22 protein-coding genes are annotated in these 16,471 nt (G+C 40.1%); 17 read left to right on the forward strand and 5 right to left on the reverse strand.

Annotated features, from left to right (window positions below):
• The first annotated feature begins 17 nt into the window (after window positions 1–17).
• The 16 genes from rplE to RI845_RS02640 all read left to right on the forward strand — a co-directional run bounded on the left by rplE (window position 18) and on the right by RI845_RS02640 (window position 9,068).
• Complete coding sequence (gene rplE, locus RI845_RS02565; RefSeq protein WP_348388192.1) at window positions 18–557, forward strand: 50S ribosomal protein L5; 540 nt, start codon at window positions 18–20, stop codon at window positions 555–557.
• An 11-nt stretch (window positions 558–568) separates the two neighbouring features.
• On the forward strand, window positions 569–874 hold the full coding sequence (gene rpsN / locus RI845_RS02570) for a 30S ribosomal protein S14 (protein ID WP_348388193.1): 306 nt from the start codon (window positions 569–571) through the stop codon (window positions 872–874).
• Between the two features lie 11 nt (window positions 875–885).
• Entirely contained in the window at window positions 886–1,278 is a 393-nt protein-coding gene (rpsH, locus tag RI845_RS02575; RefSeq protein ID WP_348389487.1) for a 30S ribosomal protein S8, read from the forward strand.
• Between the two features lie 11 nt (window positions 1,279–1,289).
• Window positions 1,290–1,823 carry a 50S ribosomal protein L6 gene (gene rplF / locus RI845_RS02580; RefSeq protein ID WP_348388194.1) on the forward strand — a complete coding sequence of 178 codons (534 nt, stop codon included), beginning with the start codon at window positions 1,290–1,292 and terminating at the stop codon, window positions 1,821–1,823.
• A gap of 9 nt (window positions 1,824–1,832) precedes the next feature.
• Complete coding sequence (gene rplR / locus RI845_RS02585) at window positions 1,833–2,186, forward strand: 50S ribosomal protein L18 (RefSeq protein WP_348388195.1); 354 nt, start codon at window positions 1,833–1,835, stop codon at window positions 2,184–2,186.
• 10 nt (window positions 2,187–2,196) lie between these two features.
• The gene (gene rpsE, locus RI845_RS02590; protein WP_068544995.1) at window positions 2,197–2,700 is read left to right on the forward strand and encodes a 30S ribosomal protein S5; all 504 of its coding nucleotides are present in this window, start codon (window positions 2,197–2,199) and stop codon (window positions 2,698–2,700) included.
• Window positions 2,701–2,706: 6 nt separating this feature from the next.
• Window positions 2,707–2,886, forward strand: coding sequence for a 50S ribosomal protein L30 (rpmD, locus tag RI845_RS02595; protein ID WP_348388196.1), 180 nt, complete (start codon window positions 2,707–2,709; stop codon window positions 2,884–2,886).
• Window positions 2,887–2,889: 3 nt separating this feature from the next.
• Complete coding sequence (gene rplO, locus RI845_RS02600; RefSeq protein WP_348388197.1) at window positions 2,890–3,324, forward strand: 50S ribosomal protein L15; 435 nt, start codon at window positions 2,890–2,892, stop codon at window positions 3,322–3,324.
• Window positions 3,325–3,330: 6 nt separating this feature from the next.
• Entirely contained in the window at window positions 3,331–4,656 is a 1,326-nt protein-coding gene (secY, locus tag RI845_RS02605; RefSeq protein ID WP_348388198.1) for a preprotein translocase subunit SecY, read from the forward strand.
• 16 nt (window positions 4,657–4,672) lie between these two features.
• Window positions 4,673–4,786 carry a 50S ribosomal protein L36 gene (rpmJ, locus tag RI845_RS02610; protein WP_348388199.1) on the forward strand — a complete coding sequence of 38 codons (114 nt, stop codon included), beginning with the start codon at window positions 4,673–4,675 and terminating at the stop codon, window positions 4,784–4,786.
• A gap of 136 nt (window positions 4,787–4,922) precedes the next feature.
• Window positions 4,923–5,279, forward strand: a complete 357-nt coding sequence (gene rpsM / locus RI845_RS02615) for a 30S ribosomal protein S13 (protein ID WP_348388200.1) — start codon at window positions 4,923–4,925, stop codon at window positions 5,277–5,279.
• A gap of 15 nt (window positions 5,280–5,294) precedes the next feature.
• Window positions 5,295–5,684 (forward strand): 30S ribosomal protein S11, encoded by a 390-nt coding sequence (gene rpsK / locus RI845_RS02620; RefSeq protein WP_068544990.1) that lies wholly within the window; start codon window positions 5,295–5,297, stop codon window positions 5,682–5,684.
• A 21-nt stretch (window positions 5,685–5,705) separates the two neighbouring features.
• Window positions 5,706–6,326: a 30S ribosomal protein S4 gene (gene rpsD, locus RI845_RS02625; RefSeq protein WP_348388201.1), complete on the forward strand. Its 621-nt coding sequence runs from the start codon at window positions 5,706–5,708 to the stop codon at window positions 6,324–6,326.
• Window positions 6,327–6,351: 25 nt separating this feature from the next.
• Complete coding sequence (locus tag RI845_RS02630) at window positions 6,352–7,341, forward strand: DNA-directed RNA polymerase subunit alpha (RefSeq protein WP_348388202.1); 990 nt, start codon at window positions 6,352–6,354, stop codon at window positions 7,339–7,341.
• A gap of 40 nt (window positions 7,342–7,381) precedes the next feature.
• Window positions 7,382–7,789, forward strand: a complete 408-nt coding sequence (gene rplQ, locus RI845_RS02635; RefSeq protein ID WP_348388203.1) for a 50S ribosomal protein L17 — start codon at window positions 7,382–7,384, stop codon at window positions 7,787–7,789.
• 376 nt (window positions 7,790–8,165) lie between these two features.
• Window positions 8,166–9,068 (forward strand): phosphoribulokinase, encoded by a 903-nt coding sequence (locus RI845_RS02640; protein ID WP_348388204.1) that lies wholly within the window; start codon window positions 8,166–8,168, stop codon window positions 9,066–9,068.
• Between the two features lie 66 nt (window positions 9,069–9,134).
• Here the strand turns inward: RI845_RS02640 and RI845_RS02645 are convergent, their stop codons facing one another.
• Window positions 9,135–9,539, reverse strand: a complete 405-nt coding sequence (locus tag RI845_RS02645; RefSeq protein WP_348388205.1) for an OsmC family protein — start codon at window positions 9,537–9,539, stop codon at window positions 9,135–9,137.
• 223 nt (window positions 9,540–9,762) lie between these two features.
• Between RI845_RS02645 and RI845_RS02650 the strand changes: the two genes are divergently transcribed.
• The gene (locus RI845_RS02650; protein ID WP_348388206.1) at window positions 9,763–11,193 is read left to right on the forward strand and encodes a carbon starvation CstA family protein; all 1,431 of its coding nucleotides are present in this window, start codon (window positions 9,763–9,765) and stop codon (window positions 11,191–11,193) included.
• 78 nt (window positions 11,194–11,271) lie between these two features.
• On the opposite strand, the gene RI845_RS02655 is transcribed toward RI845_RS02650, so the two are convergent.
• The 4 genes from RI845_RS02655 to RI845_RS02670 all read right to left on the reverse strand — a co-directional run bounded on the left by RI845_RS02655 (window position 11,272) and on the right by RI845_RS02670 (window position 16,248).
• Entirely contained in the window at window positions 11,272–12,078 is an 807-nt protein-coding gene (locus tag RI845_RS02655; RefSeq protein ID WP_348388207.1) for a DUF1338 domain-containing protein, read from the reverse strand.
• Between the two features lie 394 nt (window positions 12,079–12,472).
• Window positions 12,473–13,942 (reverse strand): succinylglutamate-semialdehyde dehydrogenase, encoded by a 1,470-nt coding sequence (gene astD, locus RI845_RS02660; protein ID WP_348388208.1) that lies wholly within the window; start codon window positions 13,940–13,942, stop codon window positions 12,473–12,475.
• Between the two features lie 27 nt (window positions 13,943–13,969).
• Entirely contained in the window at window positions 13,970–14,986 is a 1,017-nt protein-coding gene (gene astA, locus RI845_RS02665; RefSeq protein WP_348388209.1) for an arginine N-succinyltransferase, read from the reverse strand.
• Window positions 14,987–15,030: 44 nt separating this feature from the next.
• Window positions 15,031–16,248 carry an aspartate aminotransferase family protein gene (locus RI845_RS02670; protein WP_348388210.1) on the reverse strand — a complete coding sequence of 406 codons (1,218 nt, stop codon included), beginning with the start codon at window positions 16,246–16,248 and terminating at the stop codon, window positions 15,031–15,033.
• Window positions 16,249–16,471: the final 223 nt, after the last annotated feature.

Raw genomic sequence — 16,471 nt, forward strand, 5'->3', positions numbered from 1 at the left:
TTTTTGGAGTAAAAACGATGGCGAAACTGCATGATTTTTACAAAGATACAGTTGTTGCTGAACTTGCCAAAGAGTTCGGATACAAAAGTGTCATGCAAGTCCCTCGGATTGAAAAGATCACACTTAATATGGGTGTTGGTGAAGCTATTGCTGATAAAAAAGTACTAGACCACGCCGTTAATGATCTAACAGCAATCTCTGGTCAAAAGCCTATGGTAACTAAAGCCCGCAAATCTGTTGCTGGTTTTAAAATCCGTGAAGGCTATCCAATTGGTGCAAAAGTAACTCTACGCGGTGACCGCATGTGGGACTTTTTAGAGCGCTTAATCGCGATCTCGGTTCCTCGTATCCGTGATTTCCGTGGCTTGAACCCTAAATCGTTCGATGGCCGTGGTAATTACAGCATGGGCGTGCGTGAGCAAATTATTTTCCCTGAAATCGATTACGATAAAATCGATAAGATTCGCGGTATGGATATTACTATCACTACTACTGCGAGTTCAGATGCGGAAGGTCATGCTTTGCTGACTGCCTTTAACTTCCCGTTTAAGAAATAAGGTGTAGAGTTATGGCTAAATCATCAATGAAAGCACGTGAAGCAAAACGTGCAAAATTAGTAGCTCAATATGCTGAAAAGCGTGCAGCACTAAAAGATATCATCTCTAACGTAAATTCTTCTGAAGAAGAGCGTTGGGATGCAGTACTAAAACTACAAGCTTTACCTCGCGATTCAAGCAGCAGCCGTCAACGTAACCGTTGTGCTGTTACTGGTCGTCCACATGGTTACTTACGTAAATTCGGTTTAAGCCGTATTAAATTACGTGAAGCAACTATGCGTGGTGAAGTTCCTGGTCTTAAAAAAGCAAGTTGGTAAGGGAGTAATTAATTATGATGACTGATCCTATCGCGGATATGTTTACACGCATCCGTAACGGTCAATCTGCAGCTAAAGTTGCAGTATCTATGCCATCTTCCAAGCTAAAAGTAGCAATTGCTAACTTGCTTAAAGAAGAAGGTTATATTAACGGTTTTGAAGTAACTGAAGGTGTTAAACCTTCATTAGAAGTAACTTTAAAATATTTCGAAGGTAAAGAAGTAATCGAGCAAATCAAACGTGTTTCACGTCCTGGTCTTCGCGTATACAAAGGAAGTAATGATCTTCCTCAAGTATTAGCTGGCTTAGGTATTTGTATTGTTTCTACTTCAAAAGGCCTTATGTCTGACCGTGCCGCTCGCAATGCGGGTCTTGGCGGTGAGATTCTTGGTATCGTAGCGTAAGGAGCAAGAATATGTCTCGTGTTGCAAAAGCACCTGTGTCTATCCCTGCTGGCGTTACAGTTACGTTATCTGGACAAGACATTACAGTAAAAGGTCCTAAGGGCGAATTAACTCGTACGATTCACAGTGACGTAGCAGTTTCTCAAGAAGAAAACAGCATCATCACTACAATCGTTGGCGAAGTTAAAGGCGCTTGGGCTCAAGCCGGTACTACTCGCGCATTAATCAACAACATGGTTGTTGGCGTGAATACTGGTTTCGAAAAACGCTTAATTTTAAACGGTGTTGGTTACCGTGCGAAAGCTGCTGGTCAGAACTTAAACTTATCTTTAGGTTTCTCTCACCCAGTAGACCACGCGATTCCAACTGGTGTTAAAGTTGAAACTCCTAGTCAAACTGAAATCGTACTTACAGGTACTGATAAGCAGGTGATTGGTCAAGTAGCAGCGAACATTCGCGCTTACCGTAAACCAGAGCCTTATAAAGGTAAAGGTATTCGTTATAGCGATGAAGTTGTTCGTCGTAAAGAAGCTAAGAAGAAGTAGGATAATACTATGGATAAGAAAACATCTCGTCTTCGCCGTGCAAAACGTACACGTGCAAAGATCAGCGAGTTGGGTGCGAATCGTTTAGTCGTTTTCCGTACTCCTCGTCACATTTACGCGCAACTAATCGCAGCAACTGGTTCTGAAGTAATTGCATCTGCATCTACTTTAGATAAAGAAGTTCGTGAATCAGTTAAAGCTACTGGTAACAAAGAAGCAGCAGCAGCAGTTGGTAAAGCAATCGCAGAACGCGCTGCAGCCAAAGGTATTACTAATGTTGCATTCGATCGTTCAGGTTTCTTATACCACGGTCGTGTACAAGTGTTAGCAGAAGCAGCTCGTGAAGCTGGCCTTAAATTCTAGGAGTTAGATAATGGCTAATGTAGAAAACACACAACAAAGTGAATTTGCTGAAAAGTTAATCGCAGTTAACCGCGTATCAAAAGTGGTTAAAGGTGGTCGTATTTTCAGTTTCACTGCACTAACAGTAGTTGGTGACGGCAACGGTCGTGTTGGTTTTGGTTACGGTAAAGCACGTGAAGTGCCTGCTGCAATCCAAAAAGCAATGGAAAAGGCTCGCCGTAATATCGTAAACATTGATCTTAAAGGTACTACTTTACAGCACGCTGTTAAAGGTAAGCACTCTGGTTCTAAAGTTTACATGCAACCTGCTTCTGAAGGTACAGGTATCATCGCCGGTGGCGCGATGCGTGCAGTACTAGAAGTTGCTGGCGTACAGAACGTATTGTCAAAAGCATACGGTTCTACTAACCCAATTAACGTTGTACGCGCTACAATCGGTGCTCTTGCGAACATGAAATCGCCTGAGTCTGTTGCAGCTAAGCGTGGCTTAAACGTTACTGAAATTCTGGGGTAACTAGACATGGCTAAGACTGTTAAAGTAACACAATTAAAAAGTTCTATCGGACGTTTACCGTCACATAGAGCTACATTGAAAGGATTAGGTTTACGTCGTATCCGTCATACTGTAGAGTTAGAAGATACTCCATCAGTACGTGGCATGATCAACCTAGTTCATTACATGATTAAGGTGGAGGATTAAGTTATGCATTTAAATACATTATCCCCTGCACCTGGTGCTAAGAAAGATAAAAAGCGCTGTGGTCGTGGTATCGGTTCTGGAATCGGAAAAACTGGTGGCCGCGGTCACAAAGGTCAAAAGTCTCGCTCAGGCGGCGGCATTCGTCCTGGTTTTGAAGGTGGTCAGATGCCACTTAAACAACGTTTACCTAAATTTGGTTTTACTTCGCGTAAATCTTTAGTTCGCGCTGAAGTTCGTTTACACGAATTAAATCAAATCAACGGTGATGTTGTTGATATTCACGCGCTTAAAGACGCAGGTCTAATCACTCGTAACATCGTATCTGCAAAGATCATGTTATCTGGTGAAATCAGCCGTAAAATTACGGTTCGTGGCCTAGCAGTAACCAAAGGTGCACGTGCAGCGATTGAAGCTGCCGGTGGTACAATAGAGGAATAGTACACAATGGCTACACCAGGAATGGAAAACAAAGCTCAAGGCGGTTTGTCTGAGCTTAAACAAAGATTGTTGTTCGTACTCGGAGCGCTTATTGTGTTTCGTTTAGGTTCATTTGTACCAATCCCTGGTATTGACGCCGCTGTACTAGCTCAGTTGTTTGATCAACAAAAGGGCACCATTGTAGAAATGTTTAACATGTTCTCTGGTGGTGCACTTGAGCGAGCCTCTGTATTGGCACTTGGTATTATGCCGTACATTTCAGCTTCGATTATCATGCAGATCAGCACACATATTGTGCCGAGTATGCAAGAATTGAAAAAAGAAGGTGAAGCTGGACGTCGTAAGATCAGTCAATACACACGCTACGGCACACTGCTTCTGGCAACAGTGCAAGCGATAGCAATATCAAAGAGTTTACCTGGTATGATGCCTGGCCTAGTAGTTAATGCTGGCTTTGGTTTCTACTTTACCGCGGTAGTATCTTTAGTAACTGGTACCATGTTTTTAATGTGGTTAGGTGAACAGATTACTGAACGTGGTATTGGTAATGGTATCTCAGTATTGATTTTCGCAGGTATTGTTGCTGGCATGCCATCAGCTGTTGGTCAAACAGCAGAAATGGCGCGTCAAGGTGAATTGCACCTATTAGCATTATTAGTTATCGGCGTTGTTGTCTTCGCCGTTACATGGTTTGTTGTATTTGTAGAGCGCGGTCAACGCCGCATTGTGGTAAACTACGCCAAGCGCCAACAAGGTCGCAAGGTATTTGCTGCTCAAAGTACACATTTACCACTTAAAGTAAACATGGCGGGTGTTATCCCACCTATCTTTGCTTCAAGTATTATCTTGTTTCCAGGTACCATCGCAAGTTGGTTTGGACAAGGTAGCGGTACAGTAGCTGACGTATTGCAAGAAGTTTCTCTTGCTCTATCGCCAGGACAACCTTTGTATGTAATGCTATATGCTGCAGCAATAATCTTTTTCTGTTTTTTCTACACGGCATTGGTTTTCAATCCGCGTGAAACAGCAGATAATTTGAAGAAATCTGGTGCGTTCATTCCAGGCATTCGCCCGGGTGAGCAAACATCTAGATATATCGATAAAGTAATGACTCGCTTAACTTTAGCGGGTGCTTTATACATTACTTTTATATGTTTGGTACCTGAGTTCATGATGATATTTATGGATGTACAATTCTACTTCGGTGGAACATCCCTACTAATTATAGTAGTTGTTATTATGGATTTCATGGCGCAAGTACAAACTCATTTGATGTCTCATCAATATGACAATGTACTGAAGAAAGCCAATCTTAAAGGCTATGGCCGTTAGGCCAACGGAGTATTAAATGAAAGTTCGTGCATCCGTGAAAAAGATGTGTCGTAACTGCAAAGTTGTAAAACGTTCAGGCGTTGTACGAGTTATTTGCAGTGAGCCAAAGCATAAGCAAAGGCAAGGCTAATCTTTTACTAAAGTGTCACTTGTTGTATTATTTTGCAATCTGTGACACTTTATATTGCAAAATTGTTGCTGGTTGAGTATCCTTACGGGCTTTTCAACCGGTTATCTTTTAACCTTAATAAATAGGAGATGTGTTAGTGGCCCGTATCGCTGGCATTAACATCCCTGATCGTAAACACGCAGTAATTGCCATTACTGCTATCTACGGTATCGGTGCAACTCGTGCAAAGGCAATTTGTGCGAACGCTGGTATCGCTGAAGATATAAAGATCAGTGAATTAGACGAAGCTCAAATCGATTTGCTTCGTACAGAAGTGGCGAAATTTACCGTTGAAGGTGATTTACGTCGTGAAGTTTCAATGAACATCAAGCGTCTGATGGACCTTGGCTGTTATCGTGGTTTACGCCATCGTCGCAGTCTCCCTCTACGTGGTCAACGCACTAAGACTAATGCGCGCACCCGTAAAGGTCCTCGTAAGCCGATTAAAAAGTAGATCGAGGAAATAGACATGGCTAAAACACCAACGCGCACGAAAAAGCGCGTAAAAAAACAAGTTGCTGATGGCATGGCTCATATCCATGCTTCTTTCAACAACACAATCGTAACTCTTACAGATCGTCAAGGTAATGCTTTATCTTGGGCAACTGCAGGTGGTTCAGGTTTCCGTGGTTCACGTAAATCTACTCCATTCGCTGCACAGGTTGCTGCAGATCGTGCTGGTAAAGTAGCACAAGAGTTTGGCTTGAAGAATATTGAAGTTTTCGTTAAAGGTCCAGGTCCAGGTCGTGAATCTGCAATCCGTGCCTTAAATGCTGCTGGTTTTAAAATCACCAACATTACTGACGTAACTCCGATTCCTCATAATGGTTGTCGTCCACCTAAGAAACGTCGCGTTTAATAGGTAAGTTGGAGAAATAACATGGCAAGATATTTAGGTCCTAAGCTAAAACTTAGCCGCCGCGAAGGAACAGATTTGTTCCTAAAAAGTGGTGTTAGGGCAATTGATACTAAATGTAAGATCGAAACTATTCCAGGTCAGCACGGCGCACGTCGCGGTCGTTTATCTGACTATGGTGTTCAGCTTCGTGAGAAGCAAAAAGTTCGTCGTATTTACGGTGTGCTTGAGAAACAGTTCCGTAATTACTACAAAGAAGCTGCTCGTCTGAAAGGTAATACAGGTGAAAACTTGTTACAACTTTTAGAAAAGCGTTTAGACAACGTTGTTTACCGTATGGGTTATGCATCTACACGTGCAGAAGCTCGTCAACTAGTTAGCCACAAAGCTATCGTAGTTAACGGTCAAGTTGTTAATATTCCATCTTTCGCTGTTAATGCAGATGATGTGATCTCAATTCGTGAAAAGTCTAAAACTCAAGCGCGCATCGTTGCTGCTTTAGAATTAGCTGAACAACGTGAGAAACCAATCTGGGTTGAAGTTGATAACAAGAAAATGGAAGGGACGTTCAAACGTATTCCTGACCGTTCTGACTTATCAGCAGAGATTAACGAACAGTTGATTGTCGAGCTTTACTCGAAATAAAGCTGAACTTTAAGAGAGGACAATAATGCAGGGTTCTGTAACCGAATTCCTAAAGCCGAAATTAGTAGGTATTGAAAACCTATCTGATACGCGTGCAAAGGTAACTTTAGAGCCACTAGAACGTGGTTTTGGTCATACTTTAGGTAACGCACTACGTCGTATCCTACTTTCTTCAATGCCAGGTTGTGCAGTGACAGAAGTAGAAATTGACGGTGTATTGCATGAATACAGTAGTAAAGAAGGTGTTCAAGAAGACATCATCGAAATTCTGTTAAACCTTAAAGGTTTGGCTGTTGGTTTAGAAGGCAAAACTGAAGCAGTTTTAACTTTAACTAAGTCGGGTGAAGGCCCTGTAACGGCCGCTGATATACAGCATGATGGTGATGTAACAATCGCTAATCCTGCTCACGTAATCTGTAATTTAACAGGTGACGGTTCTATCAGCATGCGCATCAAGATAGAAATGGGACGTGGTTACGTTCCAGCATCTATTCGTCGCAATGCCGAGGAAGAAGAGCGTGCAATTGGTCGTTTATTAGTTGACGCATCTTTCAGTCCTGTTGAAAGAATTGCTTATGACGTAGACTCGGCTCGTGTTGAGCAGCGTACTGACTTAGATAAACTAGTTATCGACATGGAAACTAACGGTACGTTAGATCCAGAAGAGGCGATTCGTCGTGCATCAACAATTCTAGCTGAACAGTTAGATGCGTTTGTTGACTTACGCGATGTTAAAGAAGTTGAACCGGAAGAAGTTAAACCTGCTTTCGATCCAATTTTACTTCGTCCAGTTGATGACTTAGAACTAACAGTTCGTTCAGCCAACTGTTTAAAAGCAGAAGCGATTCAGTACATTGGTGATTTAGTACAGCGTGCAGAAGTAGAACTTCTTAAAACACCTAATTTAGGTAAGAAGTCTCTAACTGAAATCAAAGACGTGTTAGCGTCTCGTGGCTTATCTCTAGGCATGCGCCTAGAAAACTGGCCACCTGAAAGCATTGCTGATAACGACTAAGTCGATCACAATAATAGTTTAAGAGAAGAAGGATTAACTTATGCGCCATCGTAAAAGCGGCCGCCAGTTAAACCGTAATAGCAGTCATCGCCAGGCGATGTTCCGCAATATGGCAAGTTCACTAGTTAAGCACGGTGTTATTAAAACTACTGTAGCTAAAGCTAAAGAACTACGTCGCGTTGTTGAGCCATTAATTACATTGGCTAAAACAGATAGCGTTGCAAATCGTCGTTTGGCATTTGCTCGTACACGCGACCAAGAAGTAGTTGGTTTATTATTCAGCGATCTAGGTCCTCGTTACCAAGAACGTCCAGGTGGTTACACTCGCATTTTAAAATGTGGTTTCCGTACTGGTGATAAAGCACCTATGGCTTATATTGAGCTTGTTGACCGTCCAGTAACTGAAGAAGTTATTGAAGACGTTGAAGAAGTTTCAGCAGAAGCATAATCGAATTTACATTCGATAAAAAAGAGTCCTTCGGGGCTCTTTTTTTTGTTTAAAATTTGTCATTTAACAAATGCACGTTTTGAATTAAGGAGGTCCCGTGCCTCGCTTAGGCTCGCACAGGATGACGTTGCACTTTTTCTAATTTTGTTGATGCTACGCGTTAATTATTAACTTACACCACGTCATTCCTGAGGACTAGTGCATGGATGCACGTAGGTAGAACAATGCAGGAGCAAATTGTCGAGCTCTAGCGACATCAGGGGCCTCCATAATTGACAGTGAGCTCTTGTTTAACATCGCTCTTTTAATCCTCATCCTTGACCTTAATCCTGATACACCGTACTGTGGTAAGTCAATTTTAATTTAAGCGAATATAATGTCAGAACGAAATCCGATAATAGCAGTAACAGGTTCATCTGGTGCTGGTACTTCTACTACATTAGACGCCTTTGAGCACATCTTCCGTTCTCTTGGTATTAACGCTGCTATGGTTGAAGGCGATAGTTTCCATCGTTTTACCAGACCTGAAATGGATTTGGAAAAAAGAAAAGCTAAAGCCGAAGGTTCGAAAGTGAGCTACTTTGGTGACGTTGCCAATGACTTTGATGCGCTAGAAAGTTTGTTTACAGATTTCGGTGAAAAAGGTGTTGGCACCATGCGCAGATATCTGCATACCTTTGACGAAGCTGTACCTTATAACCAGATGCCAGGAACATTTACTCCTTGGGAGCCCCTGGGAGAGGATTCAGACCTTTTATTCTATGAAGGTTTACATGGAGGGGTGGTTACAGAAAAAAATGATGTAGCACGTCATGTGGACTTACTGATAGGCATGGTACCTATTGTAAACCTGGAATGGATACAGAAAATTATTCGCGACACAAACTCTAGAGGACATTCTCGAGAAGCTGTTACTGAAAGTATCGTAAGAAGCATGGAAGATTACTTCTCATTTATCACCCCACAATTTTCTCGAACCCACATAAATTTTCAACGAGTCCCTACTGTAGACACATCTAACCCGTTTAGTGCAAAGGCTATTCCTACGCAGGATGAAAGCTTTGTGGTTATTCGATTTAGAGAAATGAAAAACGTAGATTTTCCTTTTTACCTTCGCATGATCGATGGTTCATTTATGTCCAGGGTAAACACATTAGTTGTACCAGGTGGTAAAATGGGCTTTGCCATGGAGCTAATTTTAAAACCGTTGATTGTTGATATTATGGAAAAGAAAAAGGCCGCAAGTCAGCAAATGGACTGGATGCAAACTTACGATTAAAATGAGAAACACAAAACGGAAAAGGAGCCAAATGGCTCCTTTTTTAATAAACGCTTTGTACAGAATTTATGCTTCGACGATCTCAAAGTCATGTGTAATGTTAACCGATGCATTTAGCATTAAGGCAACAGAGCAATATTTATCGGCTGAAAGAGATACTGCACGAGCAACATGTTTTTCACTTACATCAGTTCCGGTAATCACAAAATGTAAATGAATGTCTGAAAACAATTTTGGTACGGTATCTACTCGAGTACCATCGATTTCAACAACACAATCTTTAATGTTCTGACGAGCTTTTTCTAAAATACTAACGACATCTACTGAAGAACAACCACCTAAAGAAAGTAAAATGTTTTCTAATGGACTTACAGCGTTATTACCGCCATTAGCATCCATTAACATGCTATGACCACTTTCAGATGTGCCCATAAACATTTCTTCACCAACCCATTGTACTTTTGCTTGCATGCTTTATTCCTGTGTAAATTATGAATTTCAATTAAGTTATTTTACATCATCCAGTCTTAATAACGAATATAAAATATGCGGATTTAAATTATTAATTAGAACGAAAGCTCTAACTTTGTCGTATCATTTTTGAGCATTTTTACCGTTAAAAATTACAAAGTATCACAGATTTAACTATCCATAATCGTTAGTATTTTGTTACTTGAGTTAAGAGAATATCAGAATGCTTTATTTTTTACTTTGTGTAGGGTTATTAATCGCGGGTTACTTTATTTACGGCAGTTTCGTAGAAAAGGTTTTTGGCGTAAAACAAAATAGACAAACACCAGCGTTAACTCAACCCGATGGTGTCGATTATGTTCCTATGTCAAAAGGTAAAGTGTATTTAATTCAACTTCTGAATATTGCCGGTGTAGGCCCAATCTTTGGACCCATTTTAGGTGCTCTATATGGTCCTGCTGCGATGATTTGGATTGTTTTCGGTTGTATCTTCGCCGGTGCAGTTCATGACTACTTTTCAGGTATGATTTCGGTTCGACATAATGGTCAATCTGTACCAAACCTTGCAGGTAAGTACTTAGGTACAGGAGCAAAACATTTTATGAATGTCTTTGCCATTATCTTATTGTTACTTGTTGGTGTGGTATTTATCTCTGCCCCAGCAGGTTTACTGGCTAAGTTAACTGGTTTAGATGCCGCTATATTCCTCGGCATCATCTTCACATACTACCTGATTGCAACTCTGGTACCGGTAGACAAGCTAATCGGCCGTTTCTACCCATTCTTCGGCGCACTGTTGGTATTTATGAGTGTCGGCTTAACACTAGCGATAATATTCTCTTCTGAGCATACCTTGCTGCCAGGTGTGCAGGTTAGCGATTTCATGACTAACTTAAACCCTAATGACATGCCGTTGTGGCCAGCATTATTTATTACTATTGCCTGCGGTGCGGTTTCTGGTTTTCATGCTACACAATCGCCGTTGATGGCTCGTTGTATTGAAAATGAAGAAAATGGCCGTTTCGTATTTTATGGGGCAATGATAGGCGAAGGTATTATTGCCTTAATTTGGTGTGCGCTAGCGTTATCATTCTTTGGTGGTGTTGACGCATTAAACATTGCCATGAACGGTAACCCTGCCAATGTGGTATACGAAATATCTAATGGGCTTCTTGGCGCTGTTGGTGGGTTTTTGGCTATTCTTGGCGTGATCATTTTACCAATCACTTCTGGAGATACCGCATTTCGTTCAGCTCGACTGATTTTATCTGAATTTTTCAATATTTCTCAAAAGAAATTAAATAAGCGTTTAATATTGGCATTACCTCTATTTGCCATTGGTGCAATCCTTACACAAGTTGATTTTGGTATTATATGGCGATACTTCGGTGTTGCTAACCAAACAACTGCAGCATTAATGTTGTGGACTGCTGCAGCTTATTTGATGCAACATCAAAAAAATCACTGGATTTGTACAATCCCGGCGATGTTTATGACCGTTGTTGTAATTGCATTTATATTTAGCTCCGCCACCCTTGGTTTTGGCCTACCGATTGGTATCTCAACAGTTTCAGCTGGTGTAATTACTTTGCTTGCGACATTCTTTTTATTAAATAGAATGCTTAGGGCTGACAAGTTAATAACGACAAGTTAACTTAGTTGATATTTAAAATAAGAATGCCGCAATAAAATATTGCGGCATTCTTGATTCTGGGAGACTCAATGCAAAGAATTAATTGAGTAAAGACGTATTCGTGCTTTCAAAAATCTTATCTGCAGATGCGGCAACAAACCCGGTGTATAAATTTCCACAAGCCATTGGATAGCGTTTAGCAAATTCATAAAAACAGCTAGGGATCTCAACTTCTTTATCAGAAAATTTAACTTTGATGCTATCAGCCATTGTTGATGATTGTTCTAGAAATACTTGTGCATTTCCTTTTACTTCACCACCAGAGCTATTCAGTTTAAAGCCACCATCTTTAACAACGGTATTTACTTTATCAATACATTCAAAATCATTTAAATGATTAATGCTAACGGTAAAGTGGTTTGCTCGATAACCCCAAGCCGCTAGCCATGCAGCGTATTCACTTTCATTTAATAGTGTTTTGTATTCGTCATAGCTAATTTCCCAGTGCGTACCAGAGAATAGAAAATTGCTATCTGTAGTAACACTACTATCCATATTAGCAACGATACGGTTAATAATAGCTTGCACTTCAGTTGAAAACTCTTCAACGATTAACTCACTAATAAATACTTTCGGCAAAGTGTCATCAGGATGCTCGAAATGTTTAGCATTCAGTTTTTTTGCTTTAAATTCATATTGACCACATTCCGTATAGCCAAGATTTAAAAGGTGAGCTGATAGCTTATCAATATTAACTCTTTCAATATTGAATGTACGATATGCAACATGATCGTTAATTAAATCATTACCAGCACCTAGTAATTGATGTACTTTATCAGCAGATGGAGTAACTGCTAGGTATTGCTGCCAGATGTTTTCAAAAAGTTCTGTAACTTGTTTTTTCATGGTGGACCCTTCAAATCGTTAGATTGAATTAATTAAAATAAATTTGTTTATAGAATACCAAGTTGATTAAATATCTGATCATTTTAAATGGTTAAAACGAATAACTACTGCGTTATAAAATTTATAAGTAGAATAACTACTTACTAAATTTCATGCCTTGTATTTATCCGTTTTTCCTCATTAAAAAGTAGGCCATATACTTAATGAAATTGGTATAATTTGGTAATAGTGGGCGAAAGGTTTACTACTGCGGGGAAAACACGAGGTGAATTACCCGGCGAAGGTGTATCCTTCGCCAGCTAATTAAATGTTATCGATAGCTTTGAAAAAGCAAGGACGTAGTCCTGCAATTTGTAATATGTACGATAACCTAAGCATTAAAACGTTAAACCAGTTAGATTGATAAGCCAGGGCTTAATTGTGCTGGCAATTGTACTTTATCTGCTTCTACAGAAGCAACTGGGAATGCACAATAGTCTGCGGCATAATAAGCGCTAGCTCGGTGATTACCACTGTCGCCAATACCACCAAATGGCGCTGCACCACTTGCTCCAGTAATCGGCTTGTTCCAGTTAACAATACCGGCACGTATACGCTTAAAGAAGTGATTGTAAAGCTCTTCACTGTCACTTAATAAGCCAGCAGATAATCCAAAGCTGGTGTTATTAGCTTCAACGATAGCACTGTCAAAGTCGTCATAACGATAAACTTTCAATAATGGCCCAAAGTGCTCTTCATCAGGCATATTTTTAATCGCTGTAACATCGACAATACCTGGCGTTACAAAGCCTGTACCTTGCTCTTTGTGAGTTAACTCGACCAGAGATGTCCCACCAAGCTCAACCAATTGATCGTGCGCTGCAACTAAACCCAAAGCTGCGCGTTCTGAAATCATAGAACCAATAAACGGCTGCTCTTCATCGTTGAAGTAACCAATTTTGATTGCTTTAGTTGCATCAAGTAGCTTTGCAATAATGGCATCGCCAGTGGCATTGTTCTCAATAAACAAGCGACGGGCACAAGTACAACGTTGGCCGGTAGTTATAAATGCAGATTGGATAATGTCATGTACTACAGCATTAATGTCAGATACATCTTTAACGATAAGAGGGTTATTACCGCCCATCTCTAACGCTAAAATTTTGCCGGGTTTATCAGCAAATTGTTGGTGTAGTAACTTACCTGTGGTTGAGCTACCGGTAAAGAATAAGCCATCAATACCGTTATGGCTTGCCAATGCTTTACCTGTTTCAATTTCACCTTGAACTAGGTTAATCACGCCAGCAGGTAATTCGGCTTTTTCCCAAAGTTTAAGCATCAACTCTGCAACCATTGGCGTTAACTCTGAAGGTTTAAATACAACAGTATTGCCGGCAATTAACGCTGGAACTATATGACCATTAGGTAAATGACCAGGAAAGTTGTATGGGCCAAAAACAGCTACAACACCATGAGGCTTATGGCGAATAAAAGCCTTTGCTCCTGGAATTGGGTTTTCAACGGTACCTGTTCTATCGTTATATGCTTTAATAGACAAGTTTACCTTGCCAATCATTGCACCAGCTTCGGTGCGAGTTTCCCAAAGAGGCTTGCCCGTTTCCTGAGCTATGGCTATTGCCATTTCTTCTTTGTGTTCAGTTAGAATGTCCATGTAGCGTTGAATAACAACTAAACGTTCATCTACACTTTTAAAACCCCATTCCTCAAAAGCAAGTCGAGCACTATCAATAGCGTCATTAACTTGCTGTTGTGATGCCGATTTACCTTGCCAGATCACTTCATTCAATGCAGGGTTTAATGAATTCATTTCATGGCCTTGGCCTGGTTGCCATTGCCCGTTAATAAATTGTACCGAATTTGTCATTTTTACCTCTCGCTGATTAAACAGCACTTAACTTTTTGCAACTCTTACAGAATCACCATTAGTGACTTGTAAAGCTGTAGCCGTTTGTTGATCAATAATTGCGATTTTATCATCTTGATTAATTGCAATTGGCATCTGTACAGCTCTAAAGTCTCTTACTTTAGTGTTGCATACCATTGCTTTAGATGCGCCTTCTACATCGCCAATTTTTACCGTTAAACTTAATGAATTACGCACTGTTTTAATGGTTTTAAGTTCTGCTTCTACTGTAGGACCAGCGTCGAAAATATCAACATAGCCACGATTAACAAAACCTTCATTCTCCAGTAAACGCAATGCTGGAACAGTATGTTGGTGTACTTTACCGATAACTTTTTGTGCTTCTTTGCTTAACAAACTTACATAGATAGGATATTTCGGCATTAGCTCCGCTATAAACTCTTTTTTACCTATGCCTGTTAAGTAATCAGCAGTAGGGAAGTCTAATGAAAAGAAGTGTTCTTCTAACCATTGCCAAAATGGTGAATTACCATTTTCATCTGATACACCACGCATTTCAGCGATTACCGTTTGGTTGAATCGTTTAGTATGTTCAGCCATAAATAACATGCGGCATTTCGATAAAAATCGTCCGTTGTTATTCACTCTATAATTGTCTCGCAAATACAGGGTGCAAAGCTCAGATGTACCGGTGTAATCATTATTTAAGGTTAATGTTTCAACGGTATTATGAATATTAAGTTCACGAGATGAATGCACAACTTTACCAACGTGGTAATGGTAAAAGGCATCGTGCAAACCCACTGCACTTTCGATACCTGTTGTACCTACAACTTCACCTGTAGCAGTATCTTCCATAACAAACAGGTAACCTTCATCACCACAGTTTTCTAATTCTGTATGAAATGATTTGGTCGCACGATTTATACGGCTAAGCAATAGTTCTTCGTTAACCGGTAACGAAGTGAAACCATGCCCAGATTCTACTGCAATTTGGTGTAAAACATCGTAATCACTATTTCGAATAGGACGGATGATGATCATAGTATGTTCTCTTTAAAGTTCGTTGAAATTGGTTAAGGCGATCCTTAACCTTTTACAATATTTGCTACTGCTTTTTCAAAGCGAAGTAAGCCTTCAGCAATATCTGCATCAGGGATCACAAGAGAAGGAGCAAAACGAACTATACTTGCGCCAGCAACTAAAGACATTAAACCTTCAGACATTGCTGCGTTTAAGAATTCTTTAGCTCTGCCTTGGTAGTCATCTGTAAGTACAGCACCAATTAATAAACCTTTTCCGCGAATTTCTTTAAAGACATTATATTTATCGTTAATTTTGTTTAAGCCATCTTTAAACAGTGTGGCTTTTGATAATACCGCTGCTAACACTGCAGGATCATTTACTGTATCGAATGCAGCTTCGGCAACAGCACAGGCAAGTGGGTTACCACCATAAGTACTGCCGTGAGTACCAATTTTTAAGTGTTTAGCAATTTCTGTCGTTGTTAACATAGCACCAATTGGGAAACCGCCGCCTAACGCTTTTGCTGTTGTTAGGATATCTGGAGTAACATTTAATCCCATATACGCGTATAGGTCACCAGTACGGCCAACACCTGTTTGAACTTCATCAAATACTAATAGAGCATTATGTTGATCACAAAGATCACGTACACCTTGAATAAAGTCATTTGTTGGAGAAATAATTCCACCTTCGCCTTGTAATGGCTCCATTACAACGGCACAAGTTTTCTCAGAAATAAGCTCTTTTACAGAGTCTAAATTGTTGTATTCTGCATGGAATACATCACCAGGCTTAGGGCCAAAACCGTCAGAGTATGCTGCTTGACCACCAACAGTTACAGTGAAGAATGTTCTACCATGGAAACCTTGTTTAAAAGCTATAATTTCAGTCTTGTCTGCTCCGTGAACATCAAGTGCCCAACGACGAGCCAGCTTTAATGCTGCTTCGTTTGATTCTGCGCCAGAGTTAGCAAAATATACTTTTTCAGCAAAAGTATTATCGACAAGTTTTTTAGCTAAACGAAGAGCTGGTTCGTTAGTCATAACATTAGATAAATGCCATAGCTTTTCACCTTGTGTCTTTAACGCTTCAACTAAAGCAGGGTGACAATGGCCTAAACAGTTAACAGCAATACCACCAGCAAAGTCGATATATTCATTGTTATCTTGGTCCCAAACTTTTGAACCTTTACCGCGTACAGGTATTACTGCAGAAGGTGAATAGTTAGGCACCATTACTTGATCAAATAAATCACGATTTGCTGAATTATGTTCTGTCATACCCTAAATCCTCGTTTTAAAATGCTAAATGTTGAATACGTTGTTTATGTTTGTTTCTCTAATAACGTATAGGCTCAACTAAAAATGAGGTGATATTATGCCAGAAAAAATTGCATTTGTCTTGATTGAAAAATCCTGAAAGCCAGTAAATATAAGGGCTTGCAAGGTTTTATTCAATATTTATGCATAACTATACTTGTTAAAAGAGTGTTTAATAGCAAAT

This window comes from Thalassotalea nanhaiensis (genome assembly GCF_031583575.1).
Lineage (GTDB): Bacteria > Pseudomonadota > Gammaproteobacteria > Enterobacterales > Alteromonadaceae > Thalassotalea_A > Thalassotalea_A nanhaiensis.

What these genes read in the sequence shown, in the direction of transcription:
- rplE (WP_348388192.1), top strand. Translation starts at nt 18, where the DNA reads ATGGCGAAACTGCATGATTTTTACAAAGATACAGTTGTTGCTGAACTT.
- rpsN (WP_348388193.1), top strand. Translation starts at nt 569, where the DNA reads ATGGCTAAATCATCAATGAAAGCACGTGAAGCAAAACGTGCAAAATTA.
- rplF (WP_348388194.1), top strand. Translation starts at nt 1,290, where the DNA reads ATGTCTCGTGTTGCAAAAGCACCTGTGTCTATCCCTGCTGGCGTTACA.
- rplR (WP_348388195.1), top strand. Translation starts at nt 1,833, where the DNA reads ATGGATAAGAAAACATCTCGTCTTCGCCGTGCAAAACGTACACGTGCA.
- rpsE (WP_068544995.1), top strand. Translation starts at nt 2,197, where the DNA reads ATGGCTAATGTAGAAAACACACAACAAAGTGAATTTGCTGAAAAGTTA.
- rpmD (WP_348388196.1), top strand. Translation starts at nt 2,707, where the DNA reads ATGGCTAAGACTGTTAAAGTAACACAATTAAAAAGTTCTATCGGACGT.
- rplO (WP_348388197.1), top strand. Translation starts at nt 2,890, where the DNA reads ATGCATTTAAATACATTATCCCCTGCACCTGGTGCTAAGAAAGATAAA.
- secY (WP_348388198.1), top strand. Translation starts at nt 3,331, where the DNA reads ATGGCTACACCAGGAATGGAAAACAAAGCTCAAGGCGGTTTGTCTGAG.
- rpmJ (WP_348388199.1), top strand. Translation starts at nt 4,673, where the DNA reads ATGAAAGTTCGTGCATCCGTGAAAAAGATGTGTCGTAACTGCAAAGTT.
- rpsK (WP_068544990.1), top strand. Translation starts at nt 5,295, where the DNA reads ATGGCTAAAACACCAACGCGCACGAAAAAGCGCGTAAAAAAACAAGTT.
- rpsD (WP_348388201.1), top strand. Translation starts at nt 5,706, where the DNA reads ATGGCAAGATATTTAGGTCCTAAGCTAAAACTTAGCCGCCGCGAAGGA.
- RI845_RS02630 (WP_348388202.1), top strand. Translation starts at nt 6,352, where the DNA reads ATGCAGGGTTCTGTAACCGAATTCCTAAAGCCGAAATTAGTAGGTATT.
- rplQ (WP_348388203.1), top strand. Translation starts at nt 7,382, where the DNA reads ATGCGCCATCGTAAAAGCGGCCGCCAGTTAAACCGTAATAGCAGTCAT.
- RI845_RS02640 (WP_348388204.1), top strand. Translation starts at nt 8,166, where the DNA reads ATGTCAGAACGAAATCCGATAATAGCAGTAACAGGTTCATCTGGTGCT.
- RI845_RS02645 (WP_348388205.1), bottom strand. Translation starts at nt 9,539, where the DNA reads ATGCAAGCAAAAGTACAATGGGTTGGTGAAGAAATGTTTATGGGCACA.
- RI845_RS02650 (WP_348388206.1), top strand. Translation starts at nt 9,763, where the DNA reads ATGCTTTATTTTTTACTTTGTGTAGGGTTATTAATCGCGGGTTACTTT.
- RI845_RS02655 (WP_348388207.1), bottom strand. Translation starts at nt 12,078, where the DNA reads ATGAAAAAACAAGTTACAGAACTTTTTGAAAACATCTGGCAGCAATAC.
- astD (WP_348388208.1), bottom strand. Translation starts at nt 13,942, where the DNA reads ATGACAAATTCGGTACAATTTATTAACGGGCAATGGCAACCAGGCCAA.
- astA (WP_348388209.1), bottom strand. Translation starts at nt 14,986, where the DNA reads ATGATCATCATCCGTCCTATTCGAAATAGTGATTACGATGTTTTACAC.
- RI845_RS02670 (WP_348388210.1), bottom strand. Translation starts at nt 16,248, where the DNA reads ATGACAGAACATAATTCAGCAAATCGTGATTTATTTGATCAAGTAATG.